This window comes from Paenibacillus motobuensis, assembly GCF_039521865.1.
Lineage (GTDB): Bacteria > Bacillota > Bacilli > Paenibacillales > Paenibacillaceae > Fontibacillus > Fontibacillus motobuensis.
In genome coordinates this window covers 379103-394199 of record NZ_BAAACX010000015.1, presented here as the reverse complement: position 1 = coordinate 394199, position 15097 = coordinate 379103, and the positions used below count along the sequence as shown (strand labels likewise).

Annotated in this window: 14 protein-coding genes; 6 read left to right on the top strand and 8 right to left on the bottom strand. The window is 47.6% G+C overall.

Translation table 11 applies throughout. From position 1 onward, the window contains the following. Positions 1-2: 2 nt before the first annotated feature. The 8 genes from ABD014_RS17680 to ABD014_RS17645 all read right to left on the bottom strand — a co-directional run bounded on the left by ABD014_RS17680 (position 3) and on the right by ABD014_RS17645 (position 8179). Positions 3-311: a phasin family protein gene (locus ABD014_RS17680; protein WP_343863161.1), complete on the bottom strand. Its 309-nt coding sequence runs from the start codon at positions 309-311 to the stop codon at positions 3-5. Positions 312-372: 61 nt separating this feature from the next. Continuing rightward, positions 373-1233, bottom strand: a complete 861-nt coding sequence (locus ABD014_RS17675) for a uroporphyrinogen-III synthase (protein ID WP_343863160.1) — start codon at positions 1231-1233, stop codon at positions 373-375. 122 nt (positions 1234-1355) lie between these two features. Next, positions 1356-2432 carry a GerAB/ArcD/ProY family transporter gene (locus ABD014_RS17670; RefSeq protein ID WP_343863159.1) on the bottom strand — a complete coding sequence of 359 codons (1077 nt, stop codon included), beginning with the start codon at positions 2430-2432 and terminating at the stop codon, positions 1356-1358. A gap of 241 nt (positions 2433-2673) precedes the next feature. Beyond that, a complete protein-coding gene (locus tag ABD014_RS17665; RefSeq protein WP_343863158.1) occupies positions 2674-3873 on the bottom strand; it encodes a Ger(x)C family spore germination protein in 1200 nt (399 codons plus the stop codon). Continuing rightward, positions 3860-5365, bottom strand: a complete 1506-nt coding sequence (locus tag ABD014_RS17660) for a spore germination protein (RefSeq protein ID WP_343863157.1) — start codon at positions 5363-5365, stop codon at positions 3860-3862. Before ABD014_RS17660 ends, ABD014_RS17665 begins: the two co-directional genes overlap by 14 nt. A 160-nt stretch (positions 5366-5525) precedes the next feature. Continuing rightward, positions 5526-6776 carry a methyl-accepting chemotaxis protein gene (locus ABD014_RS17655; RefSeq protein ID WP_343863156.1) on the bottom strand — a complete coding sequence of 417 codons (1251 nt, stop codon included), beginning with the start codon at positions 6774-6776 and terminating at the stop codon, positions 5526-5528. A 213-nt stretch (positions 6777-6989) separates the two neighbouring features. Then, complete coding sequence (locus tag ABD014_RS17650; RefSeq protein WP_343863155.1) at positions 6990-7808, bottom strand: winged helix-turn-helix transcriptional regulator; 819 nt, start codon at positions 7806-7808, stop codon at positions 6990-6992. Next, on the bottom strand, positions 7790-8179 hold the full coding sequence (locus ABD014_RS17645) for a Fur family transcriptional regulator (RefSeq protein WP_343863153.1): 390 nt from the start codon (positions 8177-8179) through the stop codon (positions 7790-7792). The genes ABD014_RS17650 and ABD014_RS17645 overlap by 19 nt, the downstream gene beginning before the upstream one ends. A gap of 219 nt (positions 8180-8398) precedes the next feature. Between ABD014_RS17645 and ABD014_RS17640 the strand changes: the two genes are divergently transcribed. The 6 genes from ABD014_RS17640 to ABD014_RS17615 all read left to right on the top strand — a co-directional run bounded on the left by ABD014_RS17640 (position 8399) and on the right by ABD014_RS17615 (position 15090). Next, positions 8399-9961, top strand: coding sequence for an FAD-dependent oxidoreductase (locus tag ABD014_RS17640; RefSeq protein WP_343863152.1), 1563 nt, complete (start codon positions 8399-8401; stop codon positions 9959-9961). A gap of 192 nt (positions 9962-10153) precedes the next feature. Then, positions 10154-10480: a PadR family transcriptional regulator gene (locus ABD014_RS17635; protein ID WP_251413672.1), complete on the top strand. Its 327-nt coding sequence runs from the start codon at positions 10154-10156 to the stop codon at positions 10478-10480. Further along, on the top strand, positions 10477-11079 hold the full coding sequence (locus tag ABD014_RS17630; RefSeq protein WP_343863151.1) for an HAAS signaling domain-containing protein: 603 nt from the start codon (positions 10477-10479) through the stop codon (positions 11077-11079). Before ABD014_RS17635 ends, ABD014_RS17630 begins: the two co-directional genes overlap by 4 nt. Then, positions 11076-12026, top strand: a complete 951-nt coding sequence (locus ABD014_RS17625; RefSeq protein WP_343863150.1) for a DUF4097 family beta strand repeat-containing protein — start codon at positions 11076-11078, stop codon at positions 12024-12026. The genes ABD014_RS17630 and ABD014_RS17625 overlap by 4 nt, the downstream gene beginning before the upstream one ends. A gap of 188 nt (positions 12027-12214) precedes the next feature. Beyond that, entirely contained in the window at positions 12215-13558 is a 1344-nt protein-coding gene (locus ABD014_RS17620) for an Nramp family divalent metal transporter (RefSeq protein ID WP_343863149.1), read from the top strand. A gap of 236 nt (positions 13559-13794) precedes the next feature. Next, entirely contained in the window at positions 13795-15090 is a 1296-nt protein-coding gene (locus ABD014_RS17615; RefSeq protein ID WP_343863148.1) for an ArnT family glycosyltransferase, read from the top strand. Positions 15091-15097 lie beyond the last annotated feature (7 nt).

Genomic DNA, 15097 nt, shown 5'->3' with positions numbered 1-15097 from the left:
GCCTATGACTGTCCGTTCTCTGCCAGCTTATTCTCCAATTCCGCCACCCGGCCTTTGAGCTCTTCCACTTCTTTTACCGTGGCCAGTCCCATGCCCTGCATCACGGATCTAACCTGCTCATTGATCAGTTCCTTGAAGCGATCCTGCTCCTCGGCCCCTTTGTCGATCAAGCGCTCCACCAGTTGCTTCGATTCCGAGGGAGCAAGCTCTCCACGCCTTACCAACTCGTCCACGATACCTTCAATCTTCTCTTTGCTGACGATCGTAAGTCCCCAACCTAATGAAATAGCCTTCTTCAACAGATCACTCATCGGTTACACCCTTTCCAAAAGAAATTTGGTCTATATAACCCTTCTATAATCCATTATATCCCTATTCTTCTGCGTTCGCTGTATCCAATGCAGCACGACGAACACGGGAACCTTCCTCCGTCTCATAGAACTTGACCAACTCAATGATCATACTGCCCATCCGCTCTTCCTCAGGGTAGACCACTCGCCCGATGCCTGCCTCAATTAGCCCCTGGGCAGTCACTTTTCCTACGGATAGCGCTACGACAGGACCATGGAGGGCATCCATGAGAGCTTGCCGCTGCCCCTGCCTGCCGGCATGCTCCAGGAGGAACCGGACCTGCGGACCGCTCGTAAATGCAACAGCGTCAACCTGCCTGCTGAGGATATCCTGCATCAATTGTTCCAACGCTCCTTCGGAAGGAGCAATATGGCGGTAAGGCAAAATCTGCGAACACTTCGCCCCCTGATCTTCAAGCCACGACATCAGCCTCGGGGCAGGATCCCCATGCAACTGGACGATGACAGAGCTGTGGCTCAAATCATGCTTCGCCAATCCGCGAATCAACCCTTCGATACTCCCGTCATCATCACGCACAATTGGCGCCAAATTCCTTCTCTTCAGCGCATTTACCGTCTTATAACCTCTGGCAGCAATCGAAGTGTTCCTCAGTATCTCCCACCACGCCTCGACAACGCCCATATCTTCAGCCATGTCGAACAAAGCGTCGAGCCCCATGCCAGTCGTGAAGATAGACCATTGCGGCGGATTCTTGATCCATGAGACAATGCCATTGCGCAGATCAATATCGTCAAGCAATACCGTTCCTTGAGCTGGTCGGTATAGCGGGATCCCCCCCAGATTCTCAACCAGCTTGCCTAATTCCTGCGCCCGCCGGGGCCCGGTAAGCGCAACTCTTACACCCTCCAGTCTTCTTGCCATGCTTCTCTTCCCCCCCAGTTCTAATAATCGAGCCATGCGAGCAAGTAATTATCGTATAGCATCAGATTATACGACTGAAATGGCGAAGTAAATCCTTAAGGTGTTCGAGTAGGGGGTTAATTTTATCCTGAATGGAGTCTCCGCTTCCTTCGCGGCCATAGAGCAAAGAACAACAGCAGCGGGATACCAATCTCGAATACGATGGCGAACAGCATCAACTGTTCATTGAAATTGACCTGTTGCACCGGATTTTTAAAGAACCACATTCCACACACATAGCTAAGCGCTCCCATCGGGGCCACCATTAATCTCCCCGACAATTTAGGAACAATGATATGTAATAGATTGGCCATAAGATAAATATTAAATCCCAGTTTGCCAAATACAGTCGGCAGCCATAGCGCAACCAATAGCAGATCAAACCGGTCCATGAAATCGGTGACCTGGACTTGACGGACAAGCTCATAAGTCGGATACATCAGTTTAGTAGAAAGAGGGATGCCAACAACCAATTGAACCATGAGCACAAACACAATCAAATACAAGCCGCTGATCAGCAGGCCGGTGTAGCCGCCTTTGCTCTTATAATGCTTCCCGGACATGATGAGCGGGAACATGATTATCTCCCCAACACTGGAGAAAATAATCCAAAAACCATGGAATATGCCTGTCCAATGAAAGTGGAAGAACGGCTGTAGATTGCGAATTTCCACGTCCCGCCACGTCGTGACTACAATCATTAGAAGAAGCATGAACCAGATCGGTACATAAATCTCGGCAATGCCGACCAAGGTTCTAATCCCTCCCTGGGCGATAAATACAACGGTAGCCGCAACAATTAGCCCAATAACAACGATAGGGGTTCTATTCAATAACGAAGAATTGGTAAAGTCCACACAAATACGCATTTCTCCGGCTGATAGCAATAGAAGAAAGAACATATACAAAATCGCGATGCTTCTCCCCATCAGAGGATACCTGTCGATCATAGCAGCCACCACATTTCTGCCAGAGAACCGTCTGATTAACCTGGAGACGATCCACAGCATCAAGAGCGTAACCAATACACTCAGCAGATACGATATGTACCCATGCTGGTGGGCAAACTCCGATAATTTAGCAGCAGTATCGAGGTAACTGACCGAGAAAAGATAGAGAACCGCTAACAAGGCTACCTGTCTGGTTGTGATTGTCTTCAACTTTGTCCCCCCTGCTCGTAGATCGATCATTCATTGAAATGGAATCAGTGGCTGAAGAACTTTTTGAAGCCATACTGTTGGGTAAAAGATAGGACCGCTTTTATTGGTGTAGCCCAGTATCAACAGCGAGATGCCCATAATCAAATAGGAAATCCAGCGATTGACTCTGGACACCTCTCGCATTAACTGCCAATCCCTTCGAAAACTATATAAAACAAGCAGAAGCATGAGGCTTAGCGATTCAATCATTGTTCTGACGCCCTCCCTTGATAGAGAGTGAATTCATTAGCTGGTTGGTGCTCTCCAGATGAATTGTTGAATATATAGAGACCTTCACCGTCGGATAAACTTCATGCCATCTGTCCTTGACCTTATCCCATTCCTGCGGATAGCGGCTCCTAATCACTTGTCCGAATCCAAATATATCCGATTGATACTCACGCTGAAGTTTCTCCACGACACGACTCAAATTCGTATTGATGTAATTGCTGCATTGCTCCTCTAGTCCGCTAAGATTCTCATTCTCGATGTCCTCGTTGGAAGTATTCTCAAGAATAGACCCCTTGCCCTGAAAATGGATAGCGATCGCAAATTGTGAATCTTGCACACTAGGGGTCCAGCGTGTCTTCGACTCACTCAAATTAATGGTAATTAGCTTGTCCTTGCCTCCGCGAGGAAGGATGATCTTTGGATTTAATGACTCGCCCATTCCCAATAAAGCCATTAGTCCATCTTCTTCATTTAGAAAACCGACAAGTCGATCATCCTTGAATACACCAAGTCCATCAATGGAAATCAAACTCTTGGATTTATTAGGGACTTCCTTGCTACTATCCTTAACGCTCATGACTGGAAGATAAAGATCCACTCCGTCGCTCAACAATTTATTGACCATTCGCTTGACGTTCATAGGATTTCTGATGGAACTCTTGGCAATTTCCCGCGCCATTTCAGCCGGGAATTGCTCTATAGGGGCCTCTGCAGTCAGAATATCATAGGCCCTCCCTCGAGCGAGCACAATATACGCGCTCAACCTATTCTGTGGAAAACGGCCAAGAATGTCTAATTTATTTCCAATGCCATCGCGGGCAAACCCTTCCCCAAAAATCATGAGTCTGCGGTGAGAAAAATTCAAAATCCGCGACAAGCTTTCCTGGATCTCTTTAGTAGCCAAATACATCGTCTGTGCCTTCTTAGAGATCAAAAGATAGTTCTGATTGCCGGATGTTCCTCCACCGCCTCCTTCACTCCCTGTGCCTCCAAGCTGGCTGGGGAGAGCAATTTGTACAGTCGATACAAACTTGTCATTGATTTTATCGAAGGAAGAACCGGTCACGAAGGCGACATCGTTGATCTCGACCCTGTCCCAGCATCCGCACAGCATTCCCATGGTGATCAAGCAGCAGCAGAGTAATGCAAGCTTGGACTTACCAGCCTTCATTCTCTTCTCCTCCCCCTCTCAACTTACGAATTCCGGCCCTTCTTATATTATCCGGCGAGGACGAATAGGGACGTTCAGACATCTTCCACATAGGTACACGGACGAAGATGTCCTTGAAGTCTCTCGGACGATAAGGAGATACTCCCAGTAAATAAGGAACTCCAAAGGACTTCAGTTGGGTCAAGTGGACGAGTATCCAGACCGTACCTATGACAATCCCGAATAGGCCGAATAACGCAGCTAAAATCATGATTAAGAAGCGCAGCAGCCTCACCGTTGTGGCGAGATTGAAGCGCGGCAGTGTGAATGAGGCGATCCCTGTCATGGACACCACGATCACAATGGGGGCCGAGACGATACCAGCCTGTACCGCGGCTTGCCCAATAACGAGAGCACCAAGGATACTCACGGCCTGACCGATCGTCTTCGGCAACCGGATGCCCGCTTCCTGAAGCGCCTCGAACGAGATCTCCATAATTAAGGCCTCGATAATGGCCGGGAACGGAATAGCCTCGCGGGCAGTAGCAATGCTTAGAATGAGAGAGGAAGGAAGCATATCCTGATGATATGTCGTCACGGCGATATAGAGCCCTGGCAGTATTAACGCGACAAGCAGGAAGAAGAGGCGGATCCAGCGGATGAAATTGGTGATAAAATAACGTTCATAATAGTCTTCGCTGGACTGAAGCAGCTGCCATAATGTTACTGGAGCTACCAGCACGAACGGTGTACCATCGACAAAGATGGCTACCTTCCCCTCCAGCAGTTGCGCAGCAATCGTGTCCGGGCGCTCAGAATATTGCATTTGTGGGAAGGGGGAGTAAGGATTATCCTCAATCCACTCCTCGATATAGCCTGACTCCAGAATTCCATCCATGTCGATTTGATTGAGCCGATCCACCACGCTATCGACGAGATCCTGCTTAGCCAATCCATCGATGTATGCAATGGCCACATCCGTCTTTGTAATCTTACCGACCACGAGTGGCTTCAGCCTCATCTTCTCTGTCTTGATCTTGAACCGCAGCAGCGCGGTATTAATCCGCAGCGATTCCGTGAAGCCTTCGCGCGGCCCGCGAATTACTGTCTCCGTAGACGGCTCCTGCACACTACGCCTGGATCCGCCCTTCACATCGAAGGTCAGCGCCTCATTCGAATCATCCATAAAAATAACGACATGTGCAGTCAGAATCGCTTCAATCACACCCGGCCAATCCGATGCAGCAGCCATCTGTGTTAGAGATATGCGGGTGAAAGGCAGCTCGCTAAGCCGCTCTACCGGCCCCTCTGCCTTAACCAAGCCTTCGATCAGGGGCGATATAATATGCTGCTCGACCCCTTTCGTATCGATAATCCCTTCAATATATACAACAAGCCCTTTCCGTGATTCGGTAAACTGAACAGTCCGGTACACCAGATCAGAGCTGTCCTGAAATATTTTTTTTAGAGCCTCCTCATTCTGTGCAAGCTTGCGACTAAGCTTCTCCTTCATCTGGAAACTCCCTCCTACTCAGGAAACTGTATAGATGTATGATGTTCCAAATGGGGATTAATATGTATTTGCCTATTGAGAATCAACGCAAAAAACCGCCAGAAACCATTCTGGCGGCGATAAAATAAGAGCATCTTAATATATATCAATTTCATATATCCTATAATCTCTGAACCTTGAACCTCTTGACCAATTCCTCTAATTGGAGAGCCATTCTCGATAGATCATTAGAGGACGCAGCGACCTCCTGAATAGAGGCAAGCTGTTCCTCAGCCGCAGCAGAAATGGTACGTACATTATCCAAATTACCCTCGGAAATCGATGAGATACCGTTAATCGACTCAGTTACCTTCTGGGCTCCGTTCTGCAGTTCTTGCGCAGCGCCAGATACCTCCTCCATCTTGGATGCGGCTACACGAACCGCCTTGCGAATCCTAGAGAAGGAACGGCCAGAGGTGTCTACAGCAACGATGCCTTCATTTACCCCAAGCTTGGCATTCTCCATCGATTGCTGAGCAAGATGGACCTCACTCTGAATATTTCCAATTAAATCTTCAATCTGATGTGCCGAATGCTCGGATTCCTCGGCCAGCTTACGGACCTCGGAAGCGACTACCGCGAAGCCCCGCCCTTCCTCCCCAGCTCTCGCTGCTTCGATCGAGGCATTCAGTGCGAGTAGGCTTGTCTGCTTGGCGATCCCGGTAATCGCTTCAACGATACCGCCAATATTCTCTGACAGCGTGCCGAGTGTCTGTATGACGTTGCCCAAGTCATCCACGGTATGCTGGATATGCTCAATCTTCTCGACAACGCTTAATACTGAAGCATTTCCTTCCTCAGCTGTTGCGTTAGTCTTCTCCATTGTTTCTGTAACCTCTCGGATATGCTCGGTAATTGATAGGATCTGCCTTGACATATTGTCCATCTCATGAATACCAATTTCAACACTATCCTTCTGTTGTTCGCTGGCCCCAGCCATCTCCTGAATCGCTACGGTCACATCCTCGATGGCTTTCGTTGTCTGCTCAGCTCCGAAAGCAAGCTGCTCGGCAGAACGGGCTACATTCCCCGTCGTATCGCGAACGCTTGTAATCGTATCGCTCAGATTATCCACCAAGTGTTGGAAGTGATTGGACAGTTCGCCGATCTCATCCTTCCGCTGTATACTTGCTAATCTCTTTGTTAAATCCCCCATACTAACTGTTTGTGTCATCTCCACCAGACGGCTCAATGGCGAGGCAATGAAATGGATTGTAAACCATGCTGCAACCAACGCGACAACCAATGAAATCCCCAAGATGACTAGACTGCTTACCATGCCGTCATGAATCAATACCATACTTAATACACTTGGCACAGCAGCAACAACGATCATCGAGATCAACAAAGTAATACGTATGCGTTTCTTCATAGATCATGGTCCTTTCCCGAATATTACTTACCCTATTATCTGTTCGACATGGATCCATTGATTTCCTCTCCTAGTCCAAAAGTCCGACAATTAAATCCATTGAACCACCTAATCGCTACCGCAAGCATAAAAAAGGCAAGTACCGCCGCCCATTGGACGATACTCGCCTAATCCAAACATTGATTATTAATAGGCACACATACCCGCATGCCATTAATCCGCCAGACGATAACCTACACCTCTCACTGTGGCAATATAAAGGGAATCCACTGCCCGGTCGCCAAGCTTCTTACGCAGACTCTTGATATGAACATCAACGATGTTGCTGCCGCCCAGGAAGGTTGTTCCCCAAATTTCTGATAGCAGCTCCTCACGAGATAGCACGGTTCCTTCATGGTCTAAGAGTTGAATGAACAGTTCATATTCCGTCTTGGTCAGCTCAATCTGTACTCCATCTTTGTATACAGCCATCTTCTTACGATCTATCCACAGATCCTTATACACGGTTGGGGAGCTTCCATTCAGCACACTTAAGGATGTACTGCGTTCCCCTTGGTTGCGAATAATGCGCTGCGCGTGGTAGAGGATCTCTCCCTTTCTTGCCGGCCATACGAGAAGCTCATGGTTCATCAGGCCCTGATCCAGCCCGGCAAGGACGGATTCATTGACGAGCAGAAGACAAGGAACATCACCCGTCTGCTTCATCAAGGTCTGAATCGCTGCTGCATCTCCAATCTCACGGTAAAAGGTAAAGTCGAAGATGAGCAAGTCGGCTGCCTGTGCATTGCGTATCCCTTGCTCCAAATGGTGGAACACCAGCACGTCAAAGCAGCCCTCTGATAAATCCCGGAGTAATTCATAAATCTCCGTTGGGTTCGGACTGACAATAATCACCCGCTGCGTTACCGGACAGAAGACCGGAACCCCAGCCATCTCTTCCAGCCTCATGTCTTGCTCTTCCGCTGGGGTTCTGAATGGCTGCGTCGTCAAGCCGTAAGCTCTTTCTGCAGTATTCATTTCTTTGACTGACATGCTGGGCACACCCCCCCGAATACAACGTGAGCATGATGAACATCATATCCGGTTTCTTTGGCAACAGCATTGCTCCAGTCATCAGGTACTCTCGTCATAACTTCATCTACTCGACCACAAACCTCACACAGAATATGCTGGTGGTCATCAAGCTTGGCATCGTAGCGGCTCGCGGACTCACCCAGCTTCAGTTCGCGGATCATTTCCTTCTCGGTCAAATAACGCAGTGAATTATACACTGTTCCATAAGCAAAGTTATATCCCTGCTCGACAAGCCGGTTCATCACCTCAGCGGCCGTTGGGTGGTCATTCGCTCTGCGAACGACATCGTATACAGCTTGGCGCTGAGTCGTTAAATTTAATGATTTCATATATAGGACATCCCTTATTTTATGATTTTAGAATTAGTATAAGTCTTATTCTATTGTTCGTCAATCGTCATATATCACACTGTAATGAGATTTAGATTTCTAACATCTATTGCACAATCTTTCTGAACCTCAGAAGAGACTGTTTCATCTGCAAATTATTGGAGACAATTGTACAAGGAATCAAATTGCCAATCTGAACCATTAAGGAGGAGCAAGTTAATGAATAACACACCTCATTCCGGATCTCTGCCCAAGTTCCCCGAATCGATGTGGAGCCACACCTCTTCCCGCCCTTCGTTCCCTACGCTGAATGAGGACATACAGTGCGATGTGGCCATTATCGGAGGCGGTATCACCGGGATTATGACCGCCTATGTATTGCTTGAAGCGGGGCTGAAGATCACCATTATCGATGCCGGTCAAATACTGCAAAGTACGACCTGCTTCACGACAGCCAAAATCACCTCGCAGCATGGCATGATATACAACAGCCTGCTAAGTCATTTTGGAAAGGAAGCGGCGCGCCTCTATTGGGAGGCCAACGAAGAAGCCATCCGCTTCATCTCCGATACGATCCAGAAGCATAACATCGAGTGCCAATTCCAACGTGATGACGCCTATTTATATGCTGACTCCGAGGATCAGCTTAGTCAGTTGAGACAAGAGTGGGAGGCTTACCGCCAGCTTGATCTGCCGGGCGAATGGGTTGATGAATTGCCGTTGCAGATTGAATCGAAGGGCGCCATCGTCCTGCGCAATCAAGCCCGGTTCCACCCGCTTCTATTTTTGTCTTCCCTCACCAACTACATTGTAGAGAAGGGCGGACGCTTCTACGAGAATACAACCCTTGAAGACTATGCCGAAGAACAGGATGATGGCAACATTATTCTCAAGACCTCAGACGGGCACAAAATTGCTTGTCAGAATGCCGTCTCAGCCTCCCACTTCCCTTTCTTTGACGGGGGCGGCCTCTACTTCACCCGGCTCCATGCCGAGCGCTCCTATGTTGTCGCCATCAAGCCGCAGCAACCCTATCCGGGCGGCATGTATATCAATTGCGGCGACCCAAAGCGGTCTGTGAGATCTGCTATGCTGAACGGAAGCGAAGTCCTTCTAGTCGGGGGTGAATCCCATAGGACGGGGAAAAATGATTGCACGATCGAGCGGTATGAGAGGCTAGAGCAATTCGCCAGGGATACCTTCGGAGTAGAACAAATTCCATATCGTTGGTCAACGCAGGACTTGATTACGATTGATGAGGTACCTTATATCGGCAACGTGACCTCCAGACATCCTAGAATCTATGTAGCGACAGGCTTCGCCAAATGGGGAATGACAACCTCTGCAGTGTCGGCGTTACTGATAACCGATTTGATTACCGGAAAAGAGAACCGATATACAGAGTTATTCACCCCCTCCAGATTCAAAATTGATCCAAGTCTTAAGAACCTAACTGTTCAAAACGCAGAGGTAGCCAAGGAATTGATCAGCGGCAAAATAGAGGCCGTCCATCTGAAGGTCGAGGATCTGAGGGCAGATCAAGGGGCCGTCGTCAAGCACCTTGGCAAGAGGGCCGGCGCCTATAAGGATTCTACTGGTGTCGTCCATTTAGTAGACACCACTTGTAGTCATATGGGCTGCGAGTTGCACTGGAATGAAGCCGAGCGGTCTTGGGATTGCCCCTGCCATGGATCCAGATTCAATTATCAGGGTAGCGTTATTGAGGGCCCGGCCACAGAGGATTTGACCCGGTTGAATCCACATTATGGCGAAGAGAAGTAATATATGACGAATAGGTACGCCGAATTAGCCGTATTCCTTGTGTAAACATGGGGAATACGGCTAATTGGTTTAATAAAAATGGACCCCCACTATCTTGCATTAATCAGTACTGCATGTTACTATTTACCGTGTACTAATCATTATTCAGTACTATGATATTTAATCTACTAATAGCAAATGAGGCGATAATTTTTGGATATCAATGTTCAATTCAAAAAAGGCGCCCTTGAGCTCTGTATACTCGTACTTATTCATGAGCGCGACCGATATGGATACGAGCTGGCTCAGTCCGTATCGGAGCATATTGAGGTGGCAGAAGGGGCACTGTATCCGCTGCTGCGGCGGCTCGTGAACGATGGATATTGTACAACATATTTACAGGAATCAACGGAGGGACCGCCTCGTAAGTATTACAAGTTAACCGCTCAAGGGGAACTCCATATGAGGGAGCTTATCGTCGAGTGGAAGCATTTCGTCAACAGTGTATCATCCTTGATTGAGAAAGGGAGTAAGTCATGAACAAGAATGAATTTCTAACGAGTCTACACGCTCATTTGTCAGTTCTGCCACCGGAAGAACGCAATGAACTGATGAATGATTATGAGACACACTTTGCCTTCGGACTACAAAATGGTAAGACGGAAACCGAGATCGTCCAAGAGCTTGGCGATCCTGAAGAGCTTGCCAAGGAAGCCATCGGCGAACGCCGAATTCCCCAAGAGCAGGTATATTGGTTCGCTTCTGGGCAACAACAACCACATCCTGCTTCTCCTCCGGCAGCCATCAAATCCCGTGGATCCTTCGCCACGGTTATGGTATACATTGGACTCTTCTTTTTGAATCTGATCGTCGTTCCGTCCCTGATCTCTCTGTGGGGCTTCGGCGTTAGCTTCGTTCTGATGGCTGTCTCAGGATTCCTTAGTCCAATTGCACTTCTGTTTGATTATTATCTACATGGTGTATTCTTTCCAGCCAAAGGGTTTGCCGTCATTGTCCTTATCGGTGTAGGCATTCTATTCACCATCATTTCCCGCTATACCATTAAAGGATTATTGGAAATCAGCAGTAGGTACCTTGCCTGGAACATAAAGACGATCAAAGGAGGAGAAAAGAGATGAGAAACGGAAAACGCTGGTCCTTTCTAGCGATAGCGCTCATTATTATCGGCTTTGCCGGGATGGCATATCAAGGGTTCGAATTTGGGGATGACCTCCCCTCCTACAATCAGAAGCTGACTTTTGCTGAGCTGAATTCCTTGTCGATTAACAGTGACTATGATGTGGATGTAAAGTTTATCAAGAGTTCGGACGGCACCGATTACGTTGAGGTTAGAGGAAATATGGAGAAGGAGACGATCGATAAGCTCAAAAATGCCGATACATCAACTAAAGACTTCACTCTTGATCTGAAGAGAAAATTCAGATGGAGCTTCATGCAGATCAACTTCCAGTCCAATAATCAGCATATTACAGTAGCACTGGCTAATCCCGCGCGATTAGAACAATTCGCTGTCAAATTAGGATCCAACAACGGAAGTTTCTCGGAGTTGAACGCGGGAAATGTCAATATCAACGGTACATCCGGTAATATTAAAGCTAATTCCGTCAACACAAATCACCTCACTATCCACTCCACCTCAGGCAATATTACAACGACTGACATTAAGGCGGATACAGAAATCAAGCTAACTTCGGGAACGATCAAAGTCACCAATCTGGATGGTGCTACTACGTTGCAGGCAACTTCGGGCGATATCAAAGCAGAGAATGTGAAGGGCGCAGCTAATGTGTCTTTACAGAGCGGCAATATCGATTTTAATAACTTCGCAGGGGATGGAATATTCAAGAGCGTCTCAGGCAACATTACGCTGAAGAATCAACGTTCGGATTCCCTGGATATCTCGCTCCAATCCGGTAATATTCGGCTATCCGCTGATCCTGGATTCAAAGGAATATACGATCTGCGTACAACCTCAGGCGACATTAGGGCTCCCGAATCTCCAGGTCAGACCCAAGATTTGATCAAGATTCGAGCAACTTCGGGCAATATCCGAATCCAAGACTAATAATAATTAACAGAGGCTTCAGGTTCTTCCTGAAGTCTTTTTTTATTCAAATGGGAATCTTAACTTTTGAGACATGGCTTTTTAAAAATTATTATAAATTCCCTCTTGCTTTTCTCGTCAAAAGGAGTAAAATTACCTTGTGTTTACCTAGGGAAACTTTTTTGTACATAGGAAAAGGAGGGGCCAGCATGGAAAAAGAAAAGTTTTTGCGTAAAACACAAAATGGATTAAGCCTAGCTGAAATAAATAATACGGTTCCTATTCCTCAGAATGCAGGTTTCTGGAGAAAGCTTCTAGCCTATACCGGACCCGGCGCATTAGTGGCCGTTGGTTACATGGATCCCGGCAACTGGGTTACCTCCATTGCTGGCGGTGCCCAATACGGTTATCTGCTCTTAACGGTTATTCTGATCTCCAATCTCATCGCGATGTTGCTGCAAAGTATGTCCGCCAAACTGGGGATTGTCACGGGTATGGACCTGGCTCAGGCTACACGCCTGAGATCAGGCAAGAAGCTCGGCTTCGTCCTCTGGATTATTACCGAGCTAGCTATTATGGCTACAGATATTGCCGAGGTCATCGGTAGTGCAGTTGCACTCAATTTATTATTTAATATTCCGCTGCTTCTCGGTGTAATTATCACAGTGCTTGACGTCTTCCTGTTATTGATTCTGGCACGCTTCGGGTTTAGGAAGATTGAGGCCATCGTGGCCACGTTAATCGCTACGATTTTAGTGATCTTCCTGTACGAGGTCATTATAGCTCAGCCAAATATAGCCCATATGTTCGGCGGCTTCGTTCCGAAACCGGAAATCGTAACTGACAAAGGCGCCTTGTTCCTCGCACTCGGGATTGTAGGAGCTACGGTAATGCCCCATAATCTGTACTTGCATTCTTCAATCGTTCAAGTGCGACAATATGATCGCGACAACCGTGCTGCTCTTAAGGAAGCAGTTAGATTCTCAACAATTGATTCGAATATTCAGCTTTCGATCGCTTTTGTCATCAACTGCCTGCTGCTCATTCTCGGTGCTTCCCTGTTCTTCGGATACAGCGGTGAACTGGATACCTTAGGACAGCTCTACCGGGCCTTAAGCGATAACGCCATTGTAGGTGCCATCGCCAGTCCGCTGCTTAGCGTTCTATTCGCAGTTGCCCTGCTCGCGTCCGGGCAGAACTCGACGATCACAGGTACATTAACCGGACAGATTGTAATGGAAGGCTTCATAAGAATGAGGATGCCTTTGTGGGCAAGAAGAATGATCACACGTGTTATAGCCATTATTCCTGTTATTGTGTGTATTATTGTATTCGGAGACACCGAATCAGTCGTTGAACATCTTCTGATCTATACACAAGTATTCTTAAGCGTCGCCCTGCCGTTCTCCATCATTCCGCTGACAATCTTCACTAGTAATGAGAAGTTGATGGGCGAGTTCAAGAACCGCATGTGGGTTGTCATTTTAGCCTGGGTGATCGCCGTAGCCCTGACTGTACTGAATATTTGGCTAATCATTACGACATTCCAATAAGAAGCAGATGGCTTCAATGAAAAAGCTCAGGTGTGAATAACATTCGCACCTGGGCTTTTTTTGCAAAAGCAGCGTGATCATAAGACTTGTTGCATGTAACTTTACCGCAAAGCGATACGTTAGTATTAGGGAACTTAAAGTCGGGTTGGTTGAATATTCCTTTTTTTGGGCATAAAATCAATAAATATGATCTTTTTCAATCTTTAAATATATGAAGGTACTTAGGAGTGAGTGAAGTGTCTGCAACATCAACAATGAGTCCATTGGCCAAAAAGCTGTTGATCGGATTACTGATCTTCGTCGGGATCGTCTCATGTGCCATTGTTCTTATCTATAACGATTATTTCTTCCTAGGCGATCCAGTTCATCCCAATAATGATGATGTTAAATATATTCAAACCTCCCGATTGCTACTAAATGAAGGAGTGCTCGCCTACAATACCAAAGACAAGCCCTCTGCATTTATTATGCCCGGGCTGCCGCTCATCCTGTCCGGCTTGATGGCGGTATTCGGTCAAGACCAGGGCGGCGTCATCGCCTTTCGGATCTTTCAGTGCTTACAGCAGGTGCTGTCCGTATATTTAATCTTCTGGATTGGCAGGCGGACATTTAACGTTCGTACCGGCTTGATCGCTGCTACAATCAGCGCTTTCTACCTTCCGGATTATTTCTCTTCCGGGGTCATCCTGACGGAGACAACCTTCCGTACTATTCTGCTGCTGCTCATCTGCGTTACCATCCTGGCGATGGAGCAGAACCGAACACGCTGGTATGTCCTGATCGGGGTTCTAACCGCTGCCGCCGCTTATTTCAAGCCTCACGCCTCCCTCTATCCGGCCGTATTTCTGATTATTTGGTGGAAGAATAAAATTCCTTGGCGCCTGATGCTGAAATACACAGGCCTCATGATCGGGGTCTACATCGTTCTGCTTACGCCTTGGTGGATCCGCAACTGGCTGACCTTCCACGAATTCATTCTATTCACGAATTCTGCGGGAAGCCCGTTCCTGCTCGGTACGAGGTTCTATTGGCAGCTGCCGCCATCAGGCTTCTTCGAAGCCCATCCGGAATATTCGCCGGAGACTTTGTTCCAGGGTTCAGACCGCAATGCCATTCGCAAAGGCCTGGATGTTATCGCTTATGGCTTCACGCATGAGCCGCTGAAATATATTTATTGGTACACGCTGGGAAGATGGATAGAGCTCTATTTCCATCCCTTCTATTCCCGCCCGATCTGGCCTATAAGCCGGCCTGTGATGAATGTTCTGCAGATCATCCTGATGCTCTTGAACATGGCCGGCATCGTATTTGCCTTGATCAAGCGCCGCCATCGCCGCCTGCTCCCGCTTCTGCTCGCGCTGTGTTATTTTACGGTCATTTATATTCCGTTCATTGCTTTTAATCGCTACGGTTACCCTAACATGGCCCTGCTGATTCTATTCGGAGCTTGCCTGATTGATCAGGCTATTAGAGGTAGAACTATTACTCCTGCATCCACCGTAACCGGCGTGAATTGGAGGAAAGGAGATTGACTACAAC

What these genes read in the sequence shown, in the direction of transcription:
- ABD014_RS17680 (WP_343863161.1), bottom strand. Translation starts at nt 311, where the DNA reads ATGAGTGATCTGTTGAAGAAGGCTATTTCATTAGGTTGGGGACTTACG.
- ABD014_RS17675 (WP_343863160.1), bottom strand. Translation starts at nt 1,233, where the DNA reads ATGGCAAGAAGACTGGAGGGTGTAAGAGTTGCGCTTACCGGGCCCCGG.
- ABD014_RS17665 (WP_343863158.1), bottom strand. Translation starts at nt 3,873, where the DNA reads ATGAAGGCTGGTAAGTCCAAGCTTGCATTACTCTGCTGCTGCTTGATC.
- ABD014_RS17660 (WP_343863157.1), bottom strand. Translation starts at nt 5,365, where the DNA reads ATGAAGGAGAAGCTTAGTCGCAAGCTTGCACAGAATGAGGAGGCTCTA.
- ABD014_RS17655 (WP_343863156.1), bottom strand. Translation starts at nt 6,776, where the DNA reads ATGAAGAAACGCATACGTATTACTTTGTTGATCTCGATGATCGTTGTT.
- ABD014_RS17650 (WP_343863155.1), bottom strand. Translation starts at nt 7,808, where the DNA reads ATGTCAGTCAAAGAAATGAATACTGCAGAAAGAGCTTACGGCTTGACG.
- ABD014_RS17645 (WP_343863153.1), bottom strand. Translation starts at nt 8,179, where the DNA reads ATGAAATCATTAAATTTAACGACTCAGCGCCAAGCTGTATACGATGTC.
- ABD014_RS17640 (WP_343863152.1), top strand. Translation starts at nt 8,399, where the DNA reads ATGAATAACACACCTCATTCCGGATCTCTGCCCAAGTTCCCCGAATCG.
- ABD014_RS17630 (WP_343863151.1), top strand. Translation starts at nt 10,477, where the DNA reads ATGAACAAGAATGAATTTCTAACGAGTCTACACGCTCATTTGTCAGTT.
- ABD014_RS17625 (WP_343863150.1), top strand. Translation starts at nt 11,076, where the DNA reads ATGAGAAACGGAAAACGCTGGTCCTTTCTAGCGATAGCGCTCATTATT.
- ABD014_RS17620 (WP_343863149.1), top strand. Translation starts at nt 12,215, where the DNA reads ATGGAAAAAGAAAAGTTTTTGCGTAAAACACAAAATGGATTAAGCCTA.